Origin of the sequence: Vreelandella titanicae BH1 (assembly GCF_000336575.1) — a bacterium.
Taxonomy (GTDB): domain Bacteria; phylum Pseudomonadota; class Gammaproteobacteria; order Pseudomonadales; family Halomonadaceae; genus Vreelandella; species Vreelandella titanicae.
Genome location: NZ_AOPO01000010.1, coordinates 1 through 24768, shown reverse-complemented (window position 1 = coordinate 24768; position 24768 = coordinate 1). Strand labels below are relative to the sequence as shown.

Annotated in this window: 24 protein-coding genes and 1 rRNA gene; 6 read left to right on the top strand and 19 right to left on the bottom strand. The window is 53.1% G+C overall.

Going from position 1 to position 24768, the window contains the following annotated elements; translation table 11 throughout:
• Nucleotides 1-21 precede the first annotated feature (21 nt).
• The 11 genes from pheS to HALTITAN_RS16610 all read right to left on the bottom strand — a co-directional run bounded on the left by pheS (nt 22) and on the right by HALTITAN_RS16610 (nt 9638).
• Nucleotides 22-1041: a phenylalanine--tRNA ligase subunit alpha gene (gene pheS, locus HALTITAN_RS16660; RefSeq protein WP_022523299.1), complete on the bottom strand. Its 1020-nt coding sequence runs from the start codon at nt 1039-1041 to the stop codon at nt 22-24.
• A 159-nt stretch (nt 1042-1200) separates the two neighbouring features.
• Nucleotides 1201-1554: a 50S ribosomal protein L20 gene (gene rplT, locus HALTITAN_RS16655; protein WP_007114344.1), complete on the bottom strand. Its 354-nt coding sequence runs from the start codon at nt 1552-1554 to the stop codon at nt 1201-1203.
• 64 nt (nt 1555-1618) lie between these two features.
• A complete protein-coding gene (rpmI, locus tag HALTITAN_RS16650; protein ID WP_027959586.1) occupies nt 1619-1813 on the bottom strand; it encodes a 50S ribosomal protein L35 in 195 nt (64 codons plus the stop codon).
• An 82-nt stretch (nt 1814-1895) separates the two neighbouring features.
• The gene (gene infC / locus HALTITAN_RS16645) at nt 1896-2387 is read right to left on the bottom strand and encodes a translation initiation factor IF-3 (protein ID WP_009287797.1); all 492 of its coding nucleotides are present in this window, start codon (nt 2385-2387) and stop codon (nt 1896-1898) included.
• Between the two features lie 60 nt (nt 2388-2447).
• Nucleotides 2448-4370 carry a threonine--tRNA ligase gene (gene thrS, locus HALTITAN_RS16640; RefSeq protein WP_009287796.1) on the bottom strand — a complete coding sequence of 641 codons (1923 nt, stop codon included), beginning with the start codon at nt 4368-4370 and terminating at the stop codon, nt 2448-2450.
• Between the two features lie 221 nt (nt 4371-4591).
• Entirely contained in the window at nt 4592-5461 is an 870-nt protein-coding gene (locus HALTITAN_RS16635) for an OmpA family protein (RefSeq protein ID WP_022523297.1), read from the bottom strand.
• 334 nt (nt 5462-5795) lie between these two features.
• Nucleotides 5796-6263: a DUF2489 domain-containing protein gene (locus tag HALTITAN_RS16630; RefSeq protein WP_022523296.1), complete on the bottom strand. Its 468-nt coding sequence runs from the start codon at nt 6261-6263 to the stop codon at nt 5796-5798.
• Nucleotides 6264-6386: 123 nt separating this feature from the next.
• A complete protein-coding gene (cyoE, locus tag HALTITAN_RS16625) occupies nt 6387-7304 on the bottom strand; it encodes a heme o synthase (protein WP_009287794.1) in 918 nt (305 codons plus the stop codon).
• A 14-nt stretch (nt 7305-7318) separates the two neighbouring features.
• Nucleotides 7319-8371, bottom strand: coding sequence for a COX15/CtaA family protein (locus HALTITAN_RS16620; protein WP_009287793.1), 1053 nt, complete (start codon nt 8369-8371; stop codon nt 7319-7321).
• Between the two features lie 32 nt (nt 8372-8403).
• Nucleotides 8404-8913, bottom strand: a complete 510-nt coding sequence (locus tag HALTITAN_RS16615) for a hypothetical protein (protein WP_027959588.1) — start codon at nt 8911-8913, stop codon at nt 8404-8406.
• Between the two features lie 5 nt (nt 8914-8918).
• Complete coding sequence (locus tag HALTITAN_RS16610; protein ID WP_039859812.1) at nt 8919-9638, bottom strand: SURF1 family protein; 720 nt, start codon at nt 9636-9638, stop codon at nt 8919-8921.
• Here HALTITAN_RS16610 and HALTITAN_RS16605 point away from each other — a divergent pair.
• Nucleotides 9637-9828: a DUF2909 domain-containing protein gene (locus HALTITAN_RS16605; protein WP_039859811.1), complete on the top strand. Its 192-nt coding sequence runs from the start codon at nt 9637-9639 to the stop codon at nt 9826-9828. The genes HALTITAN_RS16610 and HALTITAN_RS16605 overlap by 2 nt on opposite strands.
• A gap of 5 nt (nt 9829-9833) precedes the next feature.
• On the opposite strand, the gene HALTITAN_RS16600 is transcribed toward HALTITAN_RS16605, so the two are convergent.
• The 5 genes from HALTITAN_RS16600 to HALTITAN_RS24930 form a co-directional block, all read right to left on the bottom strand.
• The gene (locus HALTITAN_RS16600; protein WP_009287790.1) at nt 9834-10694 is read right to left on the bottom strand and encodes a cytochrome c oxidase subunit 3; all 861 of its coding nucleotides are present in this window, start codon (nt 10692-10694) and stop codon (nt 9834-9836) included.
• Nucleotides 10691-11350 (bottom strand): cytochrome c oxidase assembly protein, encoded by a 660-nt coding sequence (locus tag HALTITAN_RS16595; protein WP_009287789.1) that lies wholly within the window; start codon nt 11348-11350, stop codon nt 10691-10693. The genes HALTITAN_RS16600 and HALTITAN_RS16595 overlap by 4 nt, the downstream gene beginning before the upstream one ends.
• 41 nt (nt 11351-11391) lie before the next feature.
• Nucleotides 11392-13026 carry a cytochrome c oxidase subunit I gene (ctaD, locus tag HALTITAN_RS16590; protein WP_009287788.1) on the bottom strand — a complete coding sequence of 545 codons (1635 nt, stop codon included), beginning with the start codon at nt 13024-13026 and terminating at the stop codon, nt 11392-11394.
• Between the two features lie 45 nt (nt 13027-13071).
• A complete protein-coding gene (gene coxB / locus HALTITAN_RS16585; protein ID WP_009287787.1) occupies nt 13072-14184 on the bottom strand; it encodes a cytochrome c oxidase subunit II in 1113 nt (370 codons plus the stop codon).
• A 127-nt stretch (nt 14185-14311) separates the two neighbouring features.
• Nucleotides 14312-14485 carry a DUF2970 domain-containing protein gene (locus tag HALTITAN_RS24930; protein WP_083868819.1) on the bottom strand — a complete coding sequence of 58 codons (174 nt, stop codon included), beginning with the start codon at nt 14483-14485 and terminating at the stop codon, nt 14312-14314.
• A gap of 169 nt (nt 14486-14654) precedes the next feature.
• Between HALTITAN_RS24930 and HALTITAN_RS16580 the strand changes: the two genes are divergently transcribed.
• Complete coding sequence (locus HALTITAN_RS16580) at nt 14655-14867, top strand: hypothetical protein (protein ID WP_022523287.1); 213 nt, start codon at nt 14655-14657, stop codon at nt 14865-14867.
• 27 nt (nt 14868-14894) lie between these two features.
• On the opposite strand, the gene hrpB is transcribed toward HALTITAN_RS16580, so the two are convergent.
• Nucleotides 14895-17333, bottom strand: a complete 2439-nt coding sequence (hrpB, locus tag HALTITAN_RS16575) for an ATP-dependent helicase HrpB (protein WP_039859810.1) — start codon at nt 17331-17333, stop codon at nt 14895-14897.
• A 7-nt stretch (nt 17334-17340) separates the two neighbouring features.
• On the bottom strand, nt 17341-18030 hold the full coding sequence (locus tag HALTITAN_RS16570) for a TetR family transcriptional regulator C-terminal domain-containing protein (protein WP_022523285.1): 690 nt from the start codon (nt 18028-18030) through the stop codon (nt 17341-17343).
• A gap of 238 nt (nt 18031-18268) precedes the next feature.
• On the opposite strand from HALTITAN_RS16570, the gene xdhA reads away from it, so the two are divergent.
• Genes xdhA through guaD form a run of 4 tightly spaced genes read left to right on the top strand, consistent with a single transcriptional unit; the run spans nt 18269 to nt 24338 of the window.
• Nucleotides 18269-19738: a xanthine dehydrogenase small subunit gene (gene xdhA / locus HALTITAN_RS16565; RefSeq protein ID WP_039859808.1), complete on the top strand. Its 1470-nt coding sequence runs from the start codon at nt 18269-18271 to the stop codon at nt 19736-19738.
• The gene (gene xdhB, locus HALTITAN_RS16560) at nt 19722-22145 is read left to right on the top strand and encodes a xanthine dehydrogenase molybdopterin binding subunit (protein ID WP_039859807.1); all 2424 of its coding nucleotides are present in this window, start codon (nt 19722-19724) and stop codon (nt 22143-22145) included. Before xdhA ends, xdhB begins: the two co-directional genes overlap by 17 nt.
• Nucleotides 22142-23020: a xanthine dehydrogenase accessory protein XdhC gene (xdhC, locus tag HALTITAN_RS16555; protein WP_039859806.1), complete on the top strand. Its 879-nt coding sequence runs from the start codon at nt 22142-22144 to the stop codon at nt 23018-23020. Before xdhB ends, xdhC begins: the two co-directional genes overlap by 4 nt.
• 1 nt (nt 23021) lies before the next feature.
• On the top strand, nt 23022-24338 hold the full coding sequence (gene guaD / locus HALTITAN_RS16550; RefSeq protein WP_027959593.1) for a guanine deaminase: 1317 nt from the start codon (nt 23022-23024) through the stop codon (nt 24336-24338).
• 248 nt (nt 24339-24586) lie between these two features.
• On the opposite strand, the gene rrf is transcribed toward guaD, so the two are convergent.
• A 5S ribosomal RNA gene (gene rrf / locus HALTITAN_RS16545) occupies nt 24587-24702 on the bottom strand.
• Nucleotides 24703-24768 lie beyond the last annotated feature (66 nt).

The window sequence follows — 24768 nt, the reverse complement described above, 5'->3', positions numbered from 1 at the left end:
ATCCTGTATTCGGCGGCGGTCTTAAGCGAATTGACGTAAAAAACGCAGATCGTTTTCAAAGAACAGGCGTAAATCATTCACGCCGTAGCGCAGCATTGCCAAACGCTCAGCCCCCATTCCGAAGGCAAAACCGGTATAGCGCTCGGTATCAATACCCGAGTGACGAAAGACTTCAGGATGCACCATGCCGCATCCCATCACTTCCAGCCAGCCGCTGTGGGAACAGACACGACAACCTGATCCACTACACATCACACACTGAATATCCACTTCGGCGGAGGGCTCAGTGAATGGAAAGTAGGATGGACGGAAACGCACCGAAAGGTCGTCGCGCTCAAAAAATGCCTGCAGAAAGTCTTCGATCGTTCCTTTAAGGTCGGCAAAGCTAACCCCCTCATCGACCAGCAAGCCCTCCACTTGGTGGAACATGGGGGTGTGAGTCAAATCTGAATCGCTGCGATAGACCCGCCCCGGGCAAACGATACGGATAGGTGGCTCACTACTTTTCATAGTACGCACTTGCACCGGCGAGGTGTGAGTACGCAGCAAGCGCGTGGCGTCAAAATAGAAGGTATCAGCCATACCGCGAGCGGGATGGTGCGCGGGAATGTTGAGGGCTTCGAAGTTGTGATAATCGTCTTCAATTTCAGGCCCTACCGCCACGTCATAACCAATACGTGTGAACAGCCCCTCTATGCGCTCAAGCGTACGCGTGACGGGATGCAACCCACCGCTGGCCTGACCACGCCCTGGCAATGTGACATCGATACTTTCAGCGGCCAAACGGGCATTCAGCGCCTCACTTTCAAGCTGTTCGCGCTTAGCATCAATTTCGTCGGCCAGCGTTTGCTTGGCTTGATTAATACGCTCGCCTGCTGCCGGGCGTTCTTCGGCTGACAGCTTCCCCAGGCCCTTCAGCAAGGCAGTTACCTCACCTTTCTTACCTAAGTAGCGTACTCGTAACTCGTCTAGTGCGGCGACACTCTGCGCAGCCTGAATGGCGTCGCGAGCCTCAGATACCAGAGTAGGAAGGTGATCCATCCGTTTCACTCCGAATTAAGCGGTGTCCATCCGTGAAGATGGCGTGGCACGTTGAAGGTGACAAAAAAACAGGGGAAGAGCGGCTGCTCTTCCCCTGGATGGGTCACTCTGAAATGACCTCAGGCACGTAACACGGGCACAAGCCCTATGCATATTACCTTATTGGGCAGCCTTGGCTTTTTCCACGATGGCAGCAAATGCAGCCTTCTCGTGTACTGCCAAATCGGCCAATACTTTACGGTCGATTTCGATACCGGCTTTCTTAAGACCGCCAACAAAGCGGCTGTAAGACATACCGTTAACACGCGCACCAGCGTTAATACGCTGGATCCATAGCGCGCGGAACTGGCGCTTACGATTGCGACGGTCACGGTAAGCGTACTGACCAGCTTTGATTACAGCTTGCTTGGCAACACGGAAAACGCGTGAACGGGCACCGTAGTAACCTTTGGCAAGCTTCAATACTTTTTTATGGCGACGACGCGCTACTACGCCACGTTTAACTCGAGTCATAACACACTCCTGACTTTAAGGCTGAGGCAAAAAAATTGTGCACTCAGAAAAACGAAAACCCGACTTATAGATTCGGCAGCATACGCTGGATGAGCGCTTTATCAGACGCGTGGATCTGCTTCATTCCACGCAATTGACGCTTACGCTTGGTCGATTTCTTGGTCAAGATGTGGCTACGGTGAGACTGCTTGTGCTTAAAGCCATTAGCAGTCTTCTTGAAGCGCTTGGCAGCGCCGCTGTTGCTTTTGATTTTCGGCATGAGGAAAACTCCGCTCGATATTTTTTAGAAAACCCAGGGCCGACCACCGGTTTAACGGTGGCCCGTTGACATCGCCGTTGGATCACTTCTTTTTCGGGGCAATAATCATGATCATCTGGCGGCCTTCCATTTTAGGAAAGGCCTCTACCACTCCGATCTCTTCCAGGTCTGCCGCGATCCTTTCCATCAGCTTACGGCCGATATCCTGGTGCGCCATTTCACGACCACGGAAGCGCAGTGTGACTTTGCCCTTGTCACCACCTTCCAAAAAGCGCGTCAGGTTTTTAAGCTTGACCTGATAATCGCCTTCATCGGTGCCAGGACGGAATTTGACTTCCTTAACCTGGATTTGCTTCTGCTTCTTCTTTTGAGCCGCTTTCTGCTTCTTGGTCTCAAAAACGAATTTGCCGTAATCCATAATCTTACAGACGATGGGATCGGCATTCGAAATTTGCACGAGATCTAAGCTTTCAGATTCAGCACGCTCTAGCGCTTCGGTGGTGGGCACAACGCCCAACTGCTCACCGTCGCTACCAATAAGGCGTACTTCTTCTTCGACAATTCGCTCGTTCATTGGTGGGCGTTTGTCTGCTGGACGCCCGCGCTGGTTGCTTCTCTTGATCGTTCCGTCTCCTTAGGCCATTGACGATGTCGCCAGGGCTGCTCTCTCGGCAGTATGGCGTTCAATAAATTCATCGACCGTCATTGTACCGAGGTTTTCGCCGCTGCGTGTTCGCACGGCCACTGAGTCAGCTTCGACTTCCTTATCTCCCACCACAAGGAGATAGGGAACTTTCTGTAATGTATGCTCACGGATTTTAAAGCCGATCTTCTCGTTCCTCAAGTCCGCTTTAACACGCAAGCCACTTTTTTGCAGACGTTTCTCCAATTCAAGCGCATATTCACGCTGCGAATCGGTGATAGTCATGACAACCGCCTGCTGAGGCGCAAGCCATAATGGCATAGCGCCCGCATAATGTTCAATCAAGATGCCAATGAAGCGCTCCATGGAGCCTACAATAGCACGATGCAGCATTACCGGCGACTTACGCTGACCTTCTTCAGTCACATACTGAGCCCCAAGCCGCTCTGGCATCATAAAATCGACCTGCATAGTGCCGACCTGCCATTCACGCCCCAGACAGTCTTTCATATGATATTCAATCTTGGGGCCGTAGAACGCGCCTTCGCCAGGAAGTTCCTGCCACTCGACGCCACAAGTTTTCAATGCGCTACGCAGCGCATCTTCTGCCCGATCCCAAACCTCATCACTTCCAATGCGCTTTTCCGGGCGAAGAGCAATTTTAATAGCTATATCTTCAAAGCCGAAATCACTATACACCTTTAGCGCTTGGCGATGAAAATCAGTCACTTCAGGCTCAACTTGAGCTTCAGTACAGAAAACATGGCCATCATCTTGCGTAAATGCCCGCACACGCATAATGCCGTGTAAAGCACCTGAAGGCTCGTTACGGTGGCATCCACCAAACTCACCAAAACGAACGGGCAATTCGCGATAGCTACGCAAACCAGAATTAAACACCTGAACATGTCCAGGGCAGTTCATCGGCTTAAGAGCATACTCACGCTTTTCGGATTCAGTAAAGAACATGCCGTCCGCGTAGTTATCCCAGTGCCCTGATTTTTTCCAAAGCGATACGTCCATAATCTGAGGACAGCGTATTTCTTGATAACCACCCTCTTTATAGACGCCCCGCATATATTGTTCGATCTGCTGCCATAGCGCCCAGCCGTTTGGATGCCAGAATATCATCCCCGGCGCCTCTTCCTGCATGTGGAAGAGATCCAACCGACGCGCCAACTTACGGTGATCGCGTTTCTCCGCCTCTTCGAGACGTTTGACGTAAGCCTTCAGCTGTTTTTTATCACCCCACGCGGTGCCGTAGATACGCGTCAACATAGTATTTGCAGCGTCACCGCGCCAATAAGCACCGGCCAACTTGGTCAACTTAAAGGCTTTTAAGTGGCGGGTATTTGGCACATGAGGCCCGCGGCACATATCGGTGTATTCTTCGTGATGATAAAGCCGGATGGTCGCGTCATCGGGAATATCGCGAACAATTTCCTGCTTATAAGGTTCATCGCGGTGTAAAAAAGTCAGCATTGCCTGGTCACGATCAACATACTCGCGTACCACATCGTACTCACGCTCTATCAGTGACTGCATACGCGCTTCGATGGCTTCCAGGTCTTCCGGTGTGACAGATTGACCAAACTCAATATCGTAGTAGAAACCATCTTCAATAACTGGCCCGATGGCCATTTTGGCCTCGGGGTACATCTGCTTAACCGCATGACCAATGAGGTGAGCGCAGGAGTGGCGAATAATTTCCAGCCCTTCAGCGTCACGGGCAGTAATTATCGCCACCGTTGCGTCTTGCTCGATCAGGTCAGCGGCATCTACCAGCACACCATCGATCTTTCCAGCGATACAGGCCTTAGCCAAACCAGGGCCAATGGATTCTGCGAGCTGCATAATGGTTAGCGGTGCTTCAAACGTCTTTTGACTGCCGTCAGGCAGAGTAACAATAGGCATTCAGATTCCTTGAGCGCAGTGGTGATCCATACCAAGGATCACATATCGCTATCAATGGTCTTGGGAGAGGTGTAAATGTACCAACATAAAACAGCAGCAAGACTAGCAGACTTGCCGACCGCTTAAAATAAAAACGGGAGGCATAAGCCTCCCGTTTCTTTACCTGTGGATTGCCGCTAGCACTTTATAACCAAACCGCAAACCTCAGATGATAAGTGAACTTAGTTCCACTCATCCAGTTCAACGCGACGGTTCTGGAAGCGACCTTCTTCAGTCTCGTTAGAGGCGACCGGACGCTCTTCACCGTAACCTACCGCACGCATGCGGTTAGCTTCTACGCCACGGCTCGCCAAGTAGTTAGCAACAGATTGAGCACGCTCTTGTGACAAGTTTTTGTTGTACTCGTCAGAACCGCGTGAATCAGTGTGGCCTTCGATGCTTACGCGAACATCAGGGTTGCTGACCAAGCGCTCTGCAACACCGTTAAGCACGCTCTGAGCGTTAGAGGTTAACTGAGCAGAATCAAACTCGAAGTTAACATCTTCCAGAACTACGCTATCCGGGCAACCCAGGGCGTTCACTTCTACACCAGCAGGAGTGTTCGGGCACTGATCACGGTAATCGGGCACACCGTCGTTATCGGAGTCAAGCGGGCAACCGTTGGCATTAACTTCAACGCCAGCGGGAGTGCCTGGGCACTGATCGCGGTAGTCCGGCACGCCATCACCGTCAGAATCTAACGGGCATCCCTCGGCGTCAACTGCGACACCAGCAGGCACTTCGCCATAGCTCGGGCACTGAGGTGCAACCGGCTCAGGCGTACGATCAGCACATAGCAGACCGCCGATAGCAGCACCAGCTGCGGCACCAGTAGCAGCACCGCTCTCTTCATCAGAACTACTGCTGGTGGCGTAGCCAATGCTGCCACCGATAACGCCGCCTGCCAGACCACATACCGCAGGGTGCTGGTACCAGCTGCGGTCGCTGCTAGCGCTTGCTTGGCCGGAAGACTGTGAGGCCGAGCTGGCACAGCCAGATAGACCTACTACCAGTGCGGAACCGATGAGCAAGCCAGTCGTTGATTTTTTCATGCAAGACTCCTTCTTGATCCAATGCTGAAATGGCCATAAGTGACCAAATCTATCCAATGCTTCTTATTGCGAGAGCATCCATTTTTCGCCTGCTCCATATCGCTGTTGATAGTATCAAGCTCCCAGTACCAATAATCACGTACTAATTACTCAACACCCAGTCGATATAGAGCGATGTGCCTATCATTCACGCTTAAGCGCAGGAAGGCAACAATGCCAAGATATCAACTTCTTGCCAATACCGACATCCTTCAGCATAGCAAAATTGCCGCAATGGGCACTAAAAATTAGCTTGCTATGCTTTTGGGCGGTTTAAACCGCTCAAAACCTGTCATTAATGCAGCGCTTTTCTGCCTTGGGCACGCCATTTCAGCACTGCCCGAGCTGCCTCCAATACGGCATCGCGCATATCATTTTCTACCATCAGCCGCTCTTTGTCTTCCTGCATACGCTCTCGGGGGGACAACTGTTGACGAGCGGTATGGGTATTCAGGTGTTGAGTGCGGCTGTAGTGCTCGGCAAATGCCTTAAATTCAGTTCGTTCCGTTAAACTAGGATCAATGATTTCCAGTAACACCTTGCACCGCCAGGCGCCTTCGGTAATATCGACCTGCTCCTGAACCAGTGCGCTTGCTACATAATCGAGGTTTTCTAAGCTATTTTGTTGGGCACGAGCGTCTTCATCGCGACGATAAGCTTCTCGACGACTCACCTCTTTGCGTAACGACCATGCGTAGAAACACAACCCTACAATGACTGCAATCGCCACGGCGAGTAATACCAGCGCTACCGTTGAGCTCATGAAACTCCTCATTCAGCGGATAAATTGCTTGACGAAAATTGTACACCCTTATACCACTATTCTGCCAATAGCATCTAGGCTTGCTTCTCTTCTGACTGCATAGCTGTCCAACTCTTGTTTGGATCACCAAGCAAGCGCCGCAGCGTAGTGATCAAGTAATAGCGCCCCAAAAACACCTAATAAATAGCGAATTGAGAACCAGAATGCGCCGATAGGAGCAGCAGGATCCTGACCACGCCACACTCGCCAATTCCACACCATGAAGCGCGCATTCAGGCACAGCACGACCACTAGGTAGAGCGCGCCGCTCATGCCTATCATCACCGGCAGTAAGGTGGCTAACACCGTTAACCACCCATACAGCCAAATTTGCAGCCGCGTAAAAGGAATGCCGTGGGTAACGGGCAGCATGGGGATACCAGCCCGGGCATAATCATCGCGCTTGTGAATGGCCAACGCCCAAAAATGGGGCGGCGTCCAGGCAAAAATAATCAGCATTAAAAGCAAAGGCTCGGGGGTAATTTGCCCAGTAATAGCGACCCACCCCAGCAGTGGCGGCGCAGCGCCAGCAACGCCTCCAATGACGATATTTTGTGGTGTCGCCCGCTTTAAAAAAGCGGTATAAATCAGCGCATAACCAATTAGGGAGGCAAAGGTTAGCGCAGCCGTTAAATGGTTAACCTGCCACACCAATAGCGCAACACCTGCGACTGAAAGCAAGCACGCCCAACCTAGAGCGATTGCCACGGGTAGACGTTTACTTGCCAAAGGACGACGAGACGTTCGTGTCATTACCGCGTCCAAGTGGCGGTCGATGACATGGTTAAAAGCCGCCGCACCGCAAGAGGCCAAGCCGATACCGGCTAGCCCAAGGGCTACGTTCGTCAATGGTGGTAGGCCCGGGGTTGCTAACGCCATTCCTACGGCAGCACACACCAACATAACGGCAACAACTTTCATCTTGCACAGACCAAGGAGCTCTTTCCAGCCCCACACCATAGAAGGCACTGCCGTGGGTAGCGTCATTGTTATATTTCGCATGGCATGCTTCCCTTTTATTGAACGATAACGTTGTTATAAGGTGAATGAGTCGTCGTTGAGTAAACGCCAGCCTCATGATAGCGCCAACGCCACCAGGCCCAAACGAGCCCAACGGCCAACGCAATGGCGCCCGCTGTGTGCAGTAGCGCCAGCCAAAGCGGCAACCAAAGCACCACATTGGCCACCCCCAATGCAGCCTGCAGCACATACAAACCGACGACAATCGCTAGCGGCCTTACCACATTCTGCCACTGTCGATAACGCCACCAGAGCACTATTAGCCCGACACCAAGCAACAATGCCCCCAAGCGATGTACCACTTGAATCGCGGTACGTGCATCGGCATGTAAATGCCCATGTAGGTAATTGGGCCCCACGGTCTGGGTAAGATGGAAGCCCTCGCTGATATCCATCGCGGGCATCCACTGGCCATTACAAGTAGGAAAACCTTGGCAGGCAATACCGGCATAATTGCTGGACACCCACCCACCTAGAGCCAATTGCACTACCAGCAAACATGCCGCAATACCCCACCACGCATTCACTCGCCGAGGCTCACTTGTTGGCTTTGGCGCCACAGCGAGGCGTAAGCGAAGATGCAGCCAAAAGAGCAGCAGCAGCACACTCAACCCGCCCAGGAGGTGAAGGGTAACGACTTGAGGCCATAACTTGAGCGTAACGGTGAAGGCACCAAAGGCGCCCTGGAGCAAAATAACCACCAGCAGCATCAAGCTTAGGTGCCATGGGTAATCGCGACGATGACGCAACGGCCAGCCCAAGGCTACAACGCTAACGATCACCAATCCCAGCAGCGTCGCGATATAGCGATGTACCATTTCTACCCACGCTTTAAAGGGCTCCAACGGGACATCGGGATGATGAAGCGTGGCAAGATCATTATCAGGAACTAATAGCTTGCCGTAGCAACCCGGCCAGTCAGGGCAGCCTAAACCAGCATCGACTAAACGCGTCCAGGCGCCTACCAGCATCACTACGGCAGTAAATAGAGTACCTACCAGCGTTAATCGCACTAACCAGCGCAAGCGGCGCTCAAATGAATCGTGCATGGCGTTTCCTTAACAGCAGAGGCTAGCGCGCTTTATTGAGGATTCACTTTAAGTAGATGCTGGATATCCTCGAGCACATCCTCAGTGGCTACGTTGGCCTCAAAGGCCAGTGCTGGTCGCCCCATTGGATCAAGCAGCCAAGCCGAGTTGGCTTGACGCCACGGAGGTAAGTGCTGCCATTCGCTGGTCATTTCTCCTGGCAGCGATTCGGGATCCCCACCAATCCGTAAGCGAGTTAACCTCGGCGCTTCGCGCCCTAAAGCACGGTGTAAACGCCAAAACTCATCCTTACGCTGCTCACACTGCTGAGAGCAGTCAAAGGCCAAGACCCACTCCTCTTGGCTATTGACCGCAGCTATTGTTAAAGGCCACTCGTCAAGCATGGGCAATTCCAGCTCCACATTTCCGTGAGCAGTATGGCGATCGGGAATACCGATGCGTAACTCGACCATTCCCCAAGCAGCGACCATGGGCGCCGCAAAAACGACAAAAATAAGGATTAACTTGAGCCGCTGACGGCGAATATGTCTGGCGTCCTGCATACTTTTCACCTCTGTTTATTTTTATTAACTAAAGCTTTTTTATCAGCGCCATCGCGACGCAGTTTATATCCGCCAATAAACATCACCATCAAGGCCGCCAGTGCCAGCCCCCACCATTGAAAGGCATAGCCCATATGCCGACTGGGCGGCATCACATTGGCTTCCCACCATGGGATTAAGACCCCATCGCCTTCGCTGGCGTGCAACCAGCCTGGGTAACTAAACGCGCCTAGCGAAGCGTGCCAGGGTTCAAGGCTAAGCTGCTGCAGCCTTGCCCCTTCTCTATTTTCCCCATATAGCGGCCCGCCAGACTGTACCTCCTGCCACTCGCCAATCACTTCGACCGTACCGCTGGGTGTGGTTGTCTGCGGCGTTTCGCGACGCGGCCCGGTGGCTAAAAAGCCACGCTGTACCAGCCAAAGCTGCCCGAAACTATCACGCAGCGGGGTTAGTACGGCCACCCCCACTCTTCCGTCTACAACGCGATTATCCAAATAGAGCGTTTGCTCCGCCAAATACTGCCCACGCAACGTTACCTGGGCGCCTTGCGCTGGCTGCTCGGTAGGCTGCACTAAGGTAGGGGCTGCATCGCGAACGGCGATGGCCAACCGCTTGTCATCTGCCCGTTCCCACTGCCATAGTCCTAAACTAATACCTAACGCCACCAGCAAACTCCAAAACAGACACCAACTATAAAAACGCCATTGCCGAGAGGGATTCATCATGTGGTTACAACTACTCATTGCCGCCGTGTTTATTGCGATGGTTATCAGCTTGGCCATGGGCGCCGTTTTCCTGATTCGAGATAACGCCTCTTCCCGCCGCCTACTACTCTCTCTCAAATGGAGAATTGGATTAGCCTGTCTGCTCATGGCCCTTATTATTTTCGGTTATTGGTCGGGCCAGTTAGGCTAATGTGGCTATAAGACGTAGACAAAAATAAACAGCCCAACCCACACCACATCAACAAAGTGCCAATACCAGCAAGAGGCTTCAAAACCAAAATGGTTTTCGCCGCCAAAGTGGCCCTTGATAATGCGTACCAGCATGGCGGCTAAAATCAGCGTGCCAATAATCACGTGCACACCATGAAAGCCGGTCAAAATAAAGAATGTTGCCCCGAAAATTCCGGCTTCCAAGGTAATGCCATAATGGGCGTAGGCCTCGTAGTATTCGACACCCTGGATCATGATAAAGCAGCAACCCAATAGCACCGTTCCCGTTAGCCAGTTGCGGCAAGTCTTCCGGTCACCCACTTTTAAAGCTTCGTGAGCAACGGTGAGCGTGATGCTGGAAGTTATCAAAATCAGCGTGTTGACGAGAGGCAGTTGCCACGGGCTAAAGACTTGTTCAGGGCCGGCAATGGATGAGTCCGGTGGATTCAACAACGGCCAAGTGGCGACAAAGTCAGGCCATAGTAATGCGGAAACACCTTTTGCCCCCTCTCCCCCTAACCATGGAATAGCAAACATGCGTACGTAAAACAGCGCGCCAAAAAAGGCGGCAAAAAACATTACTTCCGAAAAAATGAACCAGCCCATCCCCCAACGAAATGAGCGATCCATCTGCTCATCATAAAGCCCTCCCCGAGACTCACTAATGACGTCACGGAACCAGAGCCCCATCACCGCAAGAATGCCTACCACACCGATTAACACCAGCGGTAACCCGGTGTCATAAACGAGTTTAATGCCCGTGCCGACCATCATGGCGCCTAGGGCAACCGAGCCGAGAACAGGCCATCGGCTACTCGCCGGAACATAATAGCTACCACTGCTCATATCGCTTCTCCCGCCGCTTTATTGTTTTTAGGCGTGTTACTGAGATTGTTTATAGGGTCGTTTATAAGCTCGTTGTTAGCGCTGCTCTTAAGCGTATTATCCAATGCAGCATTTTGAATCACATGCTCTATCGGGTAGAGGGTATACACCAGCGTAATAGTATTAATATCGTCGGGCAGATCACGCGCTAGCTGGAATACCAACGGTATGGTTAACCGCTCATTACCCTGCAACTGCTGCTCCTGAAAGCAGAAACAGCTGATTTTACGTAGATGCGTCGTGGCAGTAGAGGGAGACACACTGGGCACTGCTCTCCCCCAGCTTTCGCTACTGCTATTATTGGTGAAGGTAAAATCGACTTCCGCCATTTGCCCGGGGTGCACACTCATCTGGCGCATTTCAACGCTCATTTGCCATGGCAGGCCGGGGCTGCCGCGGGTGATAAATTGCACATTTATATAGCGCGACTCATCGACTTCTTCGTGCACGACGCTCTTCGCAGTGGCGTCCACCTTGCCGTTAATACCAGTAATGCTACAAAAAACGTCATAAAGCGGCACTAGTGCAAAGGCAAAGCCAAACATGCCTATCAATACGGCGATTGTTCTAATAACCGTGCGGCGCACACCTACCCTTGCCTGCTCTTGGCTATCCATAACACCTCTTAGGCCAGTGACCCATGTGCTTTATGTCATTGCTAGTGGGACGTACGATGAAACACTGGCGGCGTTTCAAACGTATGCAGTGGTGCTGGACTAGGCACCGTCCATTCTAAATCCTCGGCCCCCTCCCAGGCTTTTGCTGGCGCTTTTTTGCCACCGCGCACGCACAGTATGACGCCCAATACAAAGAGCAGTTGAGATGCGCCAAAGAAGAAGGCACCGATGCTTGAGAGTAAATTAAAGTCCGCAAACTGAAGGGCGTAGTCAGGGATCCGCCGTGGCATTCCCGCCAAGCCTGCGAAGTGCATGGGGAAGAAGGTTAGATTGACACCAATAATCGAGAACCAGAAGTGCCACTGGGCCAGCTTCTCATTGGGGTAATGCCCGGTCCATTTAGGCAGCCAGTAATAGACCCCCGCCATAATCGCAAAGATTGCCCCCGGGACTAGCACATAGTGAAAGTGGGCAACGACGAAGTAGGTATCGTGATACTGAAAATCCGCCGGTGCAATCGCCAGCATAAGCCCTGAAAAACCACCAATGGTAAACAGCACCACGAAAGCCAGAGCAAACAGCATCGGCGATTCAAAACTAATCGAGCCGCGAAACAGCGTGGTTACCCAGTTAAATACCTTCACGCCGGTTGGCACGGCGATCAGCATGGTGGAATACATAAAGAACAACTCTGCCACCAAAGGTAGACCCACTATAAACATATGGTGGGCCCAGACTAAAAATGACAGCAGTGCAATGGCCGCAGTGGCGTACACCATGGAAGCGTAACCAAACAAAGGCTTACGCGCGAAGGTGGGGATAATCGCTGAGACAATACCAAAAGCTGGCAGAATCATAATGTATACTTCGGGATGCCCAAAGAACCAGAATAGATGCTGGAACAACACCGGATCCCCACCACCTGCCGCATCAAAGAAGCTGGTGCCAAAGTTGATATCCATCAACATCATCGTGATGACACCCGCTAGCACCGGCATTACCGCAATTAATAGGAAAGCGGTAATCAGCCATGTCCATACGAATAGCGGCATATCCATTAAACGCATACCCGGCGCACGCATATTTAAAATGGTCGCGATGATGTTGATGGCACCGAGAATAGAACTAATACCGGCAATATGTAGCGCAAGAATAAAGAAAGTTGTCGAAGGTGGAGCAAAATTCGTCGACAGCGGTGCATAAAACGTCCAACCAAAATTAGGGCCGCCGCCGGGCATTAGTAGCGTTGAAAGTAGCAGTGTGAATGAAACAGGAAGAAGCCAAAAACTGAAGTTATTCAACCGAGGTAACGCCATATCTGGCGCGCCAATCTGTAGCGGTATCATCCAGTTGGCTAAACCGGTAAAAGCAGGCATTACCGCACCAAACACCATGATCAAGCCATGCATGGTGGTCATCTGGTTGAAAAATTCAGGCTCGACCAGCTGCAGGCCGGGCTGGAAAAGTTCCGCCCTAACCACGAGGGCGAATATCCCCCCGATGAAAAACATCGTCAGCGAAAAAATCAAATAAAGGGAGCCAATCTCTTTATGATTGGTGGTCAGTAGCCAGCGAAAAATGCCTTTCGGCGGCGCAGCATGACCATGGGACTGCCCATCGGCGACGGCCGTGGTGCTATGTTGCAGCGGTGGCTGAGGAGGTAGTTTGGGCGCCATGTGTCTCTCCGAAATATTGTTGTCTAATTGAGTGGCAAACCAACATCACTGGGCAATTAACTCAGCTACTGCAGAGGGCTGCACGACATCACCCGTATCATTACCCCAGGCGTTACGCGTATAGGTGACCACAGCCGCTATCTCAACAGGGTTTAAGGTGCTACGGAAAGCAGGCATAGCAGCACCCGATACACCGTTGACGACCCTATCTAGATGCCAATCCACATCATTGATGAGCTGTTCGTTATTTGCCAACGCGGGAAAGGCGGGTGGAGAACCTTGGCCTTCGGCCTGATGACAAGAGGAGCAGATCGATTGATACACTGATTCGCCGCGCTCAACTAGCTCATCCATTGCCCATTCACGGTCAACCCCCATGGCTTCCTGCTCAGCAGCCTCTTTGCGCTCAGCTAGCCAGCCATCAAACTCCTCCTCCTCCACAGCGTGCACCACCACAGGCATAAAGCCGTGGTCGATACCGCACAGCTCAGCGCACTGCCCGCGGTAAATACCCGGCTCGTTGATCTTCACCCAATTCTCATTGATAAAGCCGGGAATCGTATCCTGCTTAACCGCTAAATCCGGCACCCACCAAGAGTGAATAACGTCATCTGAGGTCATTAGAAAGCGCACTTTACGATTTATCGGCAGCACCAGCGGCTCATCAACCTCTAATAGGTAGTGCTCTCCGCGAGTTTCTTCTCCGCTGATTTGCGTTCTCGGCGTACTCATATTAGAGGTGAATGCCACATCTTCCCCCAGGTATTCATAGCGCCAACGCCACTGCTGGCCGGTAATCATTACATCCAACTCGGCGTCTGATGAGTCATACATGTTTTTTAAAGTTGCGGTGGCGGGCACCGCCATACCTACCAGGATCAAGATAGGGATAGCTGTCCATAACACTTCCACACTAGTGTGCTCATGAAAGTGGGCGGCCTTTGCACCTTTGGAATGGCGATAGCGAAACAGGGAGTAGAACATTGCCCCAAATACCACCAATCCAATCACGACACATATCCAGAATATGGTCATGTGCAGGCCGTAAATATCGCTACTCACATCGGTAACGCCGACAGGCATGTTCCAACCGTTCGTTTGAGCCTGCGATCCACTTGCAGCAAGGGATACGGCCATTAGCCACCACCGTGAACGCATAGAGACCTCCAGTTTTATTGTTGTTATTTCTTATCGTTAGATTAGGGTAGGATGAAATTAGATATTAGCAGTATAGAAAATATGTGCGATTCGTCACGCTTTGCTTATTTAACGCTATCAACGCTTTTCAGCGGGCCGCAAACATGGCCAAAAAAACAAGCATCAAAACGAACAGTAGCGTGATCACCACCCCCGTAACGAAGTAGGCTGCGGGCCTGCCACTGCTAAAGTCCTCTTCCCGCTTTTGATTACTTTGAACGCCTAGTAGGGCTGCTAACACTGACTTGACTACAGACCACATACCACCTCCGGTTTTCTTTGGCTCTCGTATCAGTCTAAGGCTGAAGGGTTAGCCACTATTATCATAGACCTACATAAGCATTTACAGCCACGTAAATGACCACTTATAGTTTCTCAATGTGAGATACTCAGCCAATTCTCAGGATCAGCGCCACCCAATGGAGTGCCTTATGCTCAAGCGCCACCTCGCCTTACCCATCACACTGTTTTTGATCATTCCACTGCTGCTGGCAGGCTGCACGACTTACACTTGGCCGGATGGGTCTAAGGAAACCGTCATCGGCGTAGTGCCTGAAGAAGAGAATCAACGCTATGAGGAAGAACGCGTAGATGGCGTGCGCTATCGCATTCCCGATGAAATCCCGGAAAAGCGCAGCGAGTAATTATCGGAGTCGAAGCAGCGAAACCGGTCACGCCTTTCGCTTGGTATGCGCAGTGGCGGGTGCTGTCAGTGGGTCTTCAGGCCAGGGATGCTTTGGATAGCGACCGCGCATCTCTTTGCGTACTTCAGGATAACCCTTCTGCCAAAAGCTAACCAAGTCCTGGGTGACTTGCAACGGCCGACGCGCGGGAGAAAGCAGGTGAATCATTACGGCAACGGCACCATCGACAACGGTGGGCGTTACCCGCCAGCCAAAGGCCTCTTGCAGTTTCAACGCTAACACAGGCGGCCGCTGGGAGAGACACGGCAGGTAGTCTAAGCCAACCTGCTTGCCGCTAGGAACCTCAAGCGCTAATGGGACTAACTGCGCAAATTCACGTTGTGCTTCCCAGCTCAGTGAATTGAGCAAATAGCGCTCTAGCGGCAATTTCTCAATTTGGCTCAACCGTTTAATACCGATTAGGTAAGGGGCTAGCCAGCTCTCTAATGAGGCTAATAGCGTTGGCTCGGACCAGTCGGGCCACTCGTCCCCCTGGTACTTGCGAAGTAGCGCCATTCGCCCGCGCAACTGCTGTAAATTATCGCCAAATAACTGCTCGGGCCGCTGGCGTAGTGCATTCAATAGCGCCCCTTTCACCGCCTCCTCGGGTAAGTGTGCTAAAGGTCGTTTGGCAATGACGAGGCTGCCGTGTGCTTGTACCTCTTCACCGATTAAACGGCCCTGTTCTTGCGACCACGCCACTCGTGGCTGCCATTGGCGAATATCAGGATATAGCGAAAGCAGCGACTCAAGTGATAGCGGTTCGCCTGAGATGATCCGCGCCTGATCACCAGCCGCACTATTTAATGCGACAGCAACAACGTAGGCTTGATGCGCCAACGTATCGTTTAACGGCAGCGTAGCGGTTTTGCCATTGGCAAGCCGAAACTTACCCGGCTCAATTGACTGGCCAAGGCGCTCAGGGTACGCCAGCGCTAAGAGTGGCCCAAGCGGCACTAGCACGGCGTCATTAAGCGCCACTCCTGCTCGTTTAGCCAGCCTAAGTGCTTCACGCTGCCAACTGGGGAAGCGTTTAGGCTGACGCAGACGCAGTGCTAACGCATCGTGCAGGGATCGCTCGTTGCTGTCGCGCTCTTCAAGGAGCGCCGCTACCCCACAGGCTAGAGACATAGCATTGAAGTCTGAAGCCCGCTCTAGCATCACGGCAATTCTCGGTTCAACTGGCCACTTGGCACAGCGGCTACCTAGAGGGGTAAGCCTGTGCTCGTGATCTAACACGCCTAATTGCTCGAGCAGCGATTGGCCACTGCGCCAGGCACCCTCCGGCGGCGATGTTACCCAGCTTAGCGCTTGGGGTGATGCGACGCCCCAGCACGCCAGTTCGAGCACTAGTGATGAGAGATCCGCTTGCTGAATTTCAGGCTCACCATAAGGCGCCAACGGCTGCTCCTGGGCCCAGAGCCGAAAACAACTGCCTTCCCGCTGACGCCCTGCACGCCCCCGACGCTGATCGGCACTGGCGCGATTGATCCGCCGGGTCGTTAAACGGGTTAGCCCGGTACGCGGCTGAAAAAGTGGCACCCGCTCCAGGCCACCGTCAATCACCACATTCACACCATCCACGGTAATGCTCGATTCGGTGATGGCGGTGGAGACGATAATGCGCTGTTTCGATGTATTCGCCGCCAAGGCTGCCTGCTGTTCAGCAATGCTCATTCTGCCGTGCAGCGGCCGAATCGCCAGATGGGGCAGCTTTTTTTCCAGCGCCTGAACCAAGCGATTAATTTCGGCGACACCGGGCAAGATTACCAGTATGCCTTGAGTACCAGGCAGTGATAGCGCTTCCTCAACCACCCGAAGTGCGTGGCTAATGCTCTCCTCACCACTCAGGGAAGGACGATAAGCCGTCGCCACAGGATACTGACGCCCATGGCACTCAATAACAGGTACTTGCTCGCCCAACACCCGCTTGAGCGCTTCGACATCCAAGGTTGCAGACATCACCAGTAGGCGCAAATCATCGCGAATACTGGTCTGCACATCCAGCGTTAGCGCCAATCCCACATCAGCTTCTAAACTGCGTTCATGGAACTCATCAAAAATGATCCCGGCAACGCCTTCTAACAGCGGGTCATCTTGCAGCATGCGAGTGAGTACGCCCTGGGTCACTACTTCCAAGCGGGTTTGCGCGCTCACACAGCTATCACCGCGCATGCGATACCCCACCGTTTGGCCAACGTCTTCACCCAATTGCCGGGCCATAAAGCTGGCTGCCAAACGCGCAGCTACACGACGAGGCTCAAGTAACAGTAGTTTTTGCCCTTTGACCCACTCTTCTTCAAGTAAACAGAGCGGCACGCGGGTGGTTTTACCCGCCCCCGGCTGGGCAATCAGCATCAGCCGATTATGGGTAGTCAAGATGGTTTTAAGCGGATCAAGATACTGATCAATAGGCAAAGCGCTCATGTGAAGGTCACTTTTCCACACTGTGAGCGTCTGCACTGCTTTTAGGTGCAGAATTATTGGGCGCGGGTGAAGTAACGCCGCAGCCTTTTAGAATAACGTGCTCAAGAAAGCTGGAGATGGATTCAAGGTCATCCTCGGTTAACGCATCGCGGCCTAGAATACCGCTGACCTGGGCACTATATTCAGTGTAGTGCTGGGTGGCAGACCAAATCAGGAAAATAAGCCAGCGCGGATCGACAGCATCCATTTTTCCCTGGGCTGACCACTGGCGAATGATCGCGGCACGAGAGGAGACCCAATCGCGTAACTCACCGCCCAGATAATCACTTAAGAAGGGAGCACCGGCTAAAATTTCCGCCGCAAAAAGTTTTGAGCCTTCGGGATAGCGCTGCCCCAGCACCATTTTAGTGCGAATAAAGTCACTGAGTACCGTCGCGGGATCACTATCAGGAGTAATGTCTTCAAGCACTTCGTTCCAGCGGCGCATCATGCGGTTAAGCAGTCGCACATAAAGCGCTTGCTTACTGCCCATGTAGTACAAAATATTGGCTTTGGGGAGACCGACTCGATCAGCGATCATTTGCAAGCTCGCCCCGCGGTAGCCGTGCTGAGAGAACACCTCCTCAGCGGCCACCAGAATACTTGTTTCTATTCTTTCCCGGCTAGGGCTTTCATGAGTGGCAGAGACGGCGGTCATTAACAGTATTCCCCAATAGCGTGAGTGATTGTTAGCTTGAATGTTTAGTTACACATGAATGCTTAGCTGGGTGAGAAGATAGACTGGGCTGCCCCAAAAGTTAGCATTTCACACCAGCTTGCCCCACTCCTGTGCAGTGAGCAAATACTTGCAAGGTAGGGCGTTTTGTCCCAAGCTCAACCTATATTGACCGATCGGTCAAAAAATTCCGGTCTATACAATAACAGTGGAGTTCGGCATGGCAACGATGACGTTCCTGCTCAATGGTACCCCTCAGCGGTGTAACGTTTCACCCGACGCCAGTATTTTAACGCTACTGCGCGAGCATTTGGCCCTAACGGGCACCAAAGAGGGCTGCGCTTCCGGTGACTGTGGCGCCTGCACCGTGGCGATTGGCGAGTCAACGGCTGGTAGCCAAAAGTTTACCAGCGCTAACGCCTGTATTACGCCCGCTCACCAGCTACAGGGCAGGCACTTGGTCACCGTTGAAGGGTTATCGGAAAAAGGTCTCCTACACCCAGCCCAGGAAGCGATGATCGAATGCCATGGCAGTCAGTGTGGTTTTTGTACGCCAGGTATCGTTATGTCGCTTTTCACCTTGCATAGCGATCTTACTCAACGCCCTACTCCCCTTTTACAAGAACTATCACCTGAACGCCTAGAAGCCGCTCTGGGCGGTAATTTGTGCCGCTGCACCGGCTATCGCCCTATTCGAGATGCGGCGCTGCGTATGAATGATACGCCCTATGAGCGCCCTCAGTGGTTCGACGCGACGCTGCCAGCGCCAGAAAGCGACACTCAGACCGCCGATTCGGCAGGAACTGCGCCATTTTTTGCTCAGCCAGCGTCTTTGGAAGAGCTAACGCAATTGCGTCGCGCAACTCCCCAGGCGCGCTTGGTGGCAGGCGGTACTGATCTTTGGTTGGAGATCACTCAGCGCTTGGCGCCGCTTGATCAGTTGATTGACGTTTCCCGGGTTGCCGAGCTATTGACAGTTGAAGAGGCTACCCATGGACATCAAACCGGCTGGTGGATAGGCGCCGGGGTTACCTATACCCAGCTCGAACCGCTATTTGAAAAGCACTTTCCTGCGTTTGCTCACCTGCTGCACCGGCTTGGCTCCCAGCAAATTCGTAATCGGGGAACGCTGGGTGGCAATATTGCCAATGCCTCACCTATTGGTGATACGCCACCCGTGCTACTTGCCTTGGGAGCTCAGGTGGAACTTGCCAGCACAAACGGCAAGCGTTGCTTAGCGCTGGAGGATTTCTTCCTCGATTACAAAAAGACCGCTTTGGCGGCTGATGAAGTCGTTTCGCGGATTTTCATTCCGCAGCCGGTTGAGGACAGTCAATTACGCGTTTGGAAGTTATCCAAGCGTCGCGAAGATGATATCTCTGCGCTACTCAGTGCCTTTAGCTACCGCATTGAACAAGGCACCTTGCACGATGTACGCATCGCTTTTGGGGGAATGGCCGCTACTCCCAAACGCGCGAAAGCTGCTGAAGCAGCGCTCGAAGGTTGCACCATAGCTGCGGAAGCTTTTCGCGCCGCTCAGCAGGCACTTGATGACGACTTCCAGCCCATGAGTGATGTGCGGGGCAGTCAGCATTATCGCCGGCAAGCTGCCAAGAATTTGCTTGAACGCCTCTATCTTTCTCTCTTAGCGCCCGACCACGAGGTGATGCTCCATGCGTACGCTCACTAAACTGGACGGCGATAGTAGCCGTGCCCGCCGTGAACTACACGACCACATCCAAGGCTCTGGCCCCTTAGCGCGCCATACGGTGGACAGTAATGGCCAGCGACAGGCGGGAAGCGCAAGTTTTCACGAAAGTGCTGAAAAGCACGTCACCGGCAAGGCCGCTTATATTGACGACTTGGTACTCCCCGCAGACGCCCTGCATGTGGCGCTTGGCCTATCGCCCGTCGCCCACGGCACCTTAACGCAGCTTGATTTTAGCAAGGTGAAAGAGGCACCAGGGGTAGTCGATGTGATTACCTTTCATGAAGTGCCAGGGCATACCGATATCGGGCCGGTCTTTCCGGGCGATCCCATTTTTGTCGATCAAGCGATCAGCTACGCAGGCCAATGCCTCTTCGCCGTTGCCGCAACGTCGCTGCAGGCCGCACGTCGTGCCGTCAAGCTAGCCGCCATTAGCATAGACGAGCAACCTGCCAGTTTAGATCCGGTGGCCGCAACGGAGCGTGAGGAGTTTGTGCGCCCGACTCATGTGCAGACCCGTGGTGATTGGCAGCAGGCGCTTGATCAAGCGGAACAGCTGATTGAGGGTGAGCTATTCGTCGGTGGCCAAGAGCACTTCTATCTGGAAGGCCAGGCCTGCGTGGTTCACCCCACCGAGGATGAGGGCGTTGTCGTCCATACCTCCAACCAGCACCCCAGCGAAACCCAGAAGCTGGTGGCGGAGGTGCTCGATATTCCTTTTCATGCTGTGACCGTAGAAGTGCGCCGTATGGGTGGTGGCTTTGGTGGCAAAGAGACTCAGGCCTCCCCCTGGGCGTGTATCGCCGCGATTATTGCCCGCCGCACAGGCAAGACGGTGCGACTCCGCTTACCGCGCAGTGAAGATATGCGCGCCACGGGTAAACGCCACCCTTTCCATAACCGCTACCGACTCGCCATTGATGCTGAGGGCGTTATTCAGGGTGGTGAGATTACGGTGATCGGTGACTGCGGCTACTCGCCGGATCTTTCCGACGCTATCGTTGATCGCGCTATGTTCCACGCCGACAACGCCTACTCGCTGGGGGACGCCCAGGTAGTCGGTCATCGAGCAAAAACCCATACCGCCTCTAATACCGCATTTCGGGGCTTCGGTGGCCCCCAAGGAATGATGATTATCGAAGCGGCCATGGATGATATTGCCCGCCAGATTGGCGAAGACCCACTGACCGTACGTAAGCGCAACTTCTACCGCGATGGCCGCGAGGTGACCCATTACGGCCAGCAGGTCGACCAGCGACAACTCCTGCATACGCTCGTTGAAACCCTCGAAAGCGACAGCGATTACTGGACACGGCGCAAAGCGGTCAGTGACTTCAACGCCACCAGCCCTATCATTAAAAAAGGACTGGCACTTACCCCGGTTAAATTTGGCATTTCGTTTACCGCCCAGCACCTTAATCAGGCGGGTGCTCTTCTGCATGTTTACACTGACGGCAGCGTGATGATCAATCACGGCGGTACCGAGATGGGCCAAGGGCTACATACTAAAATTTGTCAGGTAGTGGCTCGGGAGCTGGGCCTGGATCTGGAGAAGGTACGCATTACCGCTACGCGAACCGATAAAGTCCCCAATACCTCCCCTACCGCTGCCTCTAGCGGTGCTGACTTAAACGGTATGGCCGCGCGGGATGCCGCCAGTAAACTGCGAGAACGCCTATTTGATTTTGCCGCCGAGCACTATTCAGAGGGCTTGGATCGCGAAGGGATGCGCCTGGAAGATGGCATGCTAGTGGCCGGGTTCGGCGAAAGCGAGCGCCGCATACCTTGGGGTGAGTTGGTGCAAACAGCTTACCTCAATCGCATATCGCTATCTGAAAAAGGCTTCTACGCCACACCGCTTATTCACTATGATCGTTCAGTTGGTCAAGGTCGGCCCTTCTACTACTACGCATTTGGCGCGGCAGTGGCAGAAGTAAGCGTGGATACCTTGAGTGGGGAGTATCAGGTCGATCGTGTCGATATCTTGCACGACGTGGGAGACTCACTAAACCCAGCCATTGATATTGGTCAGGTGGAGGGCGGTTTTATTCAAGGAATGGGCTGGTTGACCAGTGAAGAGCTTAAGTGGAACGACAAAGGCGTGCTTGTCAGCGATGGCCCGGCGACCTATAAAATCCCTACCTTTGGCGACCTACCGCCCGTCTTCAATGTCGCGCTAATGGAAGGCCATCCCAATTCGATGGCCAGTCTCTACCGTTCAAAAGCAGTCGGTGAGCCCCCTTTAATGCTCGGCATCAGTGTGTGGTCAGCGCTGCGTGATGCGCTATCCAGCCTTACTGGTTACGCCATCTCTCCTCACTTAGATACACCGGCCACACCAGAGCGGGTCATGCTGGCAGCCAACGCTATCAGGAAGAAAGTGCTGTGAGTTCTAGTCAAAACCCAGAAAGCTGGCATGCGGCGTTACACCGCCTACAGCGCGACGGCATACCGCATGTATTAGCCACTCAGGTAACCAGCGCAGGCTCCACTCCCCGGGAGCCTGGCGCACGCATGGTGATCACCAACGATGCGATCTTCGATACACTAGGTGGCGGTACCTTTGAGTGGCAAACCATTACCGCTGCACGTGCTTGTTTGACAGAAAAATGCTATGGCCTCAGTTTGGAAGCCTTCTCTTTGGGCGGACGAAGCGGCCAGTGCTGTGGTGGGTTCGTTAATATCCTATTGGAAGCCTTTCCAGGCACTACAACGCACATAGCGATCTTTGGTGCAGGGCACGTAGGGCAGCAACTGGTAAAGCTAAGTGCGCCGCTTCCCTGGCAATTACACTGGTACGATAGCCGAAGCGATGCGTTTGCCGAGCAGTACCATCAGCAGCAGCCGCGACTTAGCTGTTATTCACTCCAAGATGCACAGCAAAGTGTTGCCGCCTTACCTGCTGATAGCCACGCACTGGTATTGACGCACAACCATGACGAAGACTATGCGCTGATCAAAGCGCTGATCGCGCGCGATGGCATCGCGTCGATTGGGCTAATTGGTTCTGACAGCAAATGGGCAAGCTTTGAAGGACGCCTTAAGCGCGATGGTTACTCCGCCGATCAAATTGCGCAGGTGCGATGCCCTATCGGCCACATCCACGCCACTAAGCTGAGTAATAAAACGCCCTATGCGATTGCTTTAACGGTGGTGGCTGAACTGCTTTGGCTAACGGACACGCCCTCTTCGCAAGAAAACCGTGGCCTTGACCCCCAGGCAGTGCGAACGCTAATGACCGATTCTCCGACGACCCCGAGTTGATATGACTTCTTCTACCGATACGTTCATTCGTGCTGAATTGATTAGTTTTGCCCGTGACCCTGGCGATGGCAATACACCTGAACCGGGCAGCTTAGAGCATTACGGCGACGGACTGCTCTGGTTGAAAGGCCAGCATATTCATGCCGTCGGCCATTTCACCGAACTCTCACCTTTGCTACCCAAAGGGGCTGACGTTCTTGATTATCGTGACAAGCTGATTATGCCGGGGTTTATCGATACCCATGTGCACTATGTGCAGCTGGATATCATGGCTTCTTATGGCCGCCAACTGCTTGACTGGCTAAACGACTACACCTTTCCTGAAGAGTGTCGCTTTGCTAATCATGTCCATGCTGAAGCGCTGTCTAATGCTTTTTTGGATGAAATGCTACGTGCGGGCACTACCACTGCCCAGGTATTCGGCTCTAGCCACCCCGGCTCCGTAGATGCATTTTTCACCGCCTGCCAAAAACGCCAGCTGCGCATGCTGGTGGGTAAGGTATTGATGGATCGTAATGCGCCAGAGGCGCTGATGGACGGTGCATCTGGCATTGCTGACAGCGAGCGACTGATTGAAGACTGGCACGGCAATGACCGCCTGGGCTATAGCGTCACACCGCGTTTTGCGCCGACTTCAACTAAGACGCAAATGGACGCTGCCGGCGCTCTCTTACGTAATGATCCTAGCCTTTGGTTACAGACCCACTTAGCTGAAAACAGTGGCGAGTTAGACTGGGTAGCCGAACTTTTTCCTGGTAGCCGCGACTACTTGGCTGTGTATGAGGAGGCAGGCTTAGTCGGGCCCCGCAGCACCTTCGCTCATGGTATTCACCTCGATAACGGCATGCGCAAACGCTTGGCGGATCGAGGAGCCAATATTGCCTTTTGCCCCAGCTCCAATCTTTTTCTGGGTAGCGGGTTATTCGACCGCGAAGCAGCCAAACAGACGGGCATGGCATATACGTTTGCCAGCGATATCGGCGCAGGCACTGATTTATCAGGATTTGGAACGCTTAAAGCGGCCTATCAAGTGGGTCAACTAGGCGGACAGCCCCTTACCGCATGGCAGGGCTTTTATGGCTTAACCATGGGTAATGCAAAAGCTCTCTCGTTGGATAGCCACATCGGTCAGTTGGCGCCTACCCTTGAGGCTGACTTTGTGGTGATTGACACCCAGGCAACATCGCTACTCTCTCGACGAATCAATCATTGCACCACGCTTGGTGAGCGGCTGTTTGCACTCATGATGCTGGCGGACGACCGCGCTATTTATGAAACCTGGGCAGGCGGGCAGTGCCAGCATCGAAGGGATGTATAAAAGTGAGGCGTGAGGCGTGAGGCGTGAGGCGTGAGGCGTGAGGCGTGAGGCGTGAGGCGTGAGGCGTGAGGCGTGAGGCGTGAGGCGTGAGGCGGAACAGGATATTCGGGAGATAGCCATTCACCAACGTTTCCTACTCACGATTCACGACTTACCCTTTACTGCCCACCATTTACCCCTCACAACCTCCCCCACACGCAAAAAAAATCCCCCAAGGCATCAGCCCTGGGGGATTTTTCATAATAAGTGCCTGACGATGACCTACTCTCGCATGGGGAGACCCCACACTACCATCGGCGCTAAGCGGTTTCACTTCTGAGTTCGGCAAGGGATCAGGTGGTTCACGCGTGCTATGGTCGTCAGGCGTAACTGTTAATGTACATCATGCTGTTTGTGATCGTCTCATTGTGCCGCCTGCTCGTTTGAGTCA

Excerpts from the sequence above, each read along its gene's own strand:
- HALTITAN_RS16615 (WP_027959588.1), bottom strand. The coding sequence starts at position 8,913 with ATGCAGGACGCCAGACATATTCGCCGTCAGCGGCTCAAGTTAATCCTT.
- pheS (WP_022523299.1), bottom strand. The coding sequence starts at position 1,041 with ATGGATCACCTTCCTACTCTGGTATCTGAGGCTCGCGACGCCATTCAG.
- HALTITAN_RS16570 (WP_022523285.1), bottom strand. The coding sequence starts at position 18,030 with ATGACCGCCGTCTCTGCCACTCATGAAAGCCCTAGCCGGGAAAGAATA.
- xdhB (WP_039859807.1), top strand. The coding sequence starts at position 19,722 with ATGCGTACGCTCACTAAACTGGACGGCGATAGTAGCCGTGCCCGCCGT.
- HALTITAN_RS16600 (WP_009287790.1), bottom strand. The coding sequence starts at position 10,694 with ATGAGCAGTGGTAGCTATTATGTTCCGGCGAGTAGCCGATGGCCTGTT.
- infC (WP_009287797.1), bottom strand. The coding sequence starts at position 2,387 with ATGAACGAGCGAATTGTCGAAGAAGAAGTACGCCTTATTGGTAGCGAC.
- guaD (WP_027959593.1), top strand. The coding sequence starts at position 23,022 with ATGACTTCTTCTACCGATACGTTCATTCGTGCTGAATTGATTAGTTTT.
- ctaD (WP_009287788.1), bottom strand. The coding sequence starts at position 13,026 with ATGGCGCCCAAACTACCTCCTCAGCCACCGCTGCAACATAGCACCACG.
- HALTITAN_RS16620 (WP_009287793.1), bottom strand. The coding sequence starts at position 8,371 with ATGCACGATTCATTTGAGCGCCGCTTGCGCTGGTTAGTGCGATTAACG.
- rplT (WP_007114344.1), bottom strand. The coding sequence starts at position 1,554 with ATGACTCGAGTTAAACGTGGCGTAGTAGCGCGTCGTCGCCATAAAAAA.
- hrpB (WP_039859810.1), bottom strand. The coding sequence starts at position 17,333 with ATGAGCGCTTTGCCTATTGATCAGTATCTTGATCCGCTTAAAACCATC.
- HALTITAN_RS16580 (WP_022523287.1), top strand. The coding sequence starts at position 14,655 with ATGCTCAAGCGCCACCTCGCCTTACCCATCACACTGTTTTTGATCATT.
- HALTITAN_RS16610 (WP_039859812.1), bottom strand. The coding sequence starts at position 9,638 with ATGATGAATCCCTCTCGGCAATGGCGTTTTTATAGTTGGTGTCTGTTT.
- cyoE (WP_009287794.1), bottom strand. The coding sequence starts at position 7,304 with ATGCGAAATATAACAATGACGCTACCCACGGCAGTGCCTTCTATGGTG.
- thrS (WP_009287796.1), bottom strand. The coding sequence starts at position 4,370 with ATGCCTATTGTTACTCTGCCTGACGGCAGTCAAAAGACGTTTGAAGCA.
- coxB (WP_009287787.1), bottom strand. The coding sequence starts at position 14,184 with ATGCGTTCACGGTGGTGGCTAATGGCCGTATCCCTTGCTGCAAGTGGA.
- HALTITAN_RS24930 (WP_083868819.1), bottom strand. The coding sequence starts at position 14,485 with ATGTGGTCTGTAGTCAAGTCAGTGTTAGCAGCCCTACTAGGCGTTCAA.
- HALTITAN_RS16605 (WP_039859811.1), top strand. The coding sequence starts at position 9,637 with ATGTGGTTACAACTACTCATTGCCGCCGTGTTTATTGCGATGGTTATC.
- HALTITAN_RS16630 (WP_022523296.1), bottom strand. The coding sequence starts at position 6,263 with ATGAGCTCAACGGTAGCGCTGGTATTACTCGCCGTGGCGATTGCAGTC.
- rpmI (WP_027959586.1), bottom strand. The coding sequence starts at position 1,813 with ATGCCGAAAATCAAAAGCAACAGCGGCGCTGCCAAGCGCTTCAAGAAG.
- HALTITAN_RS16635 (WP_022523297.1), bottom strand. The coding sequence starts at position 5,461 with ATGAAAAAATCAACGACTGGCTTGCTCATCGGTTCCGCACTGGTAGTA.
- xdhA (WP_039859808.1), top strand. The coding sequence starts at position 18,269 with ATGGCAACGATGACGTTCCTGCTCAATGGTACCCCTCAGCGGTGTAAC.
- HALTITAN_RS16595 (WP_009287789.1), bottom strand. The coding sequence starts at position 11,350 with ATGGATAGCCAAGAGCAGGCAAGGGTAGGTGTGCGCCGCACGGTTATT.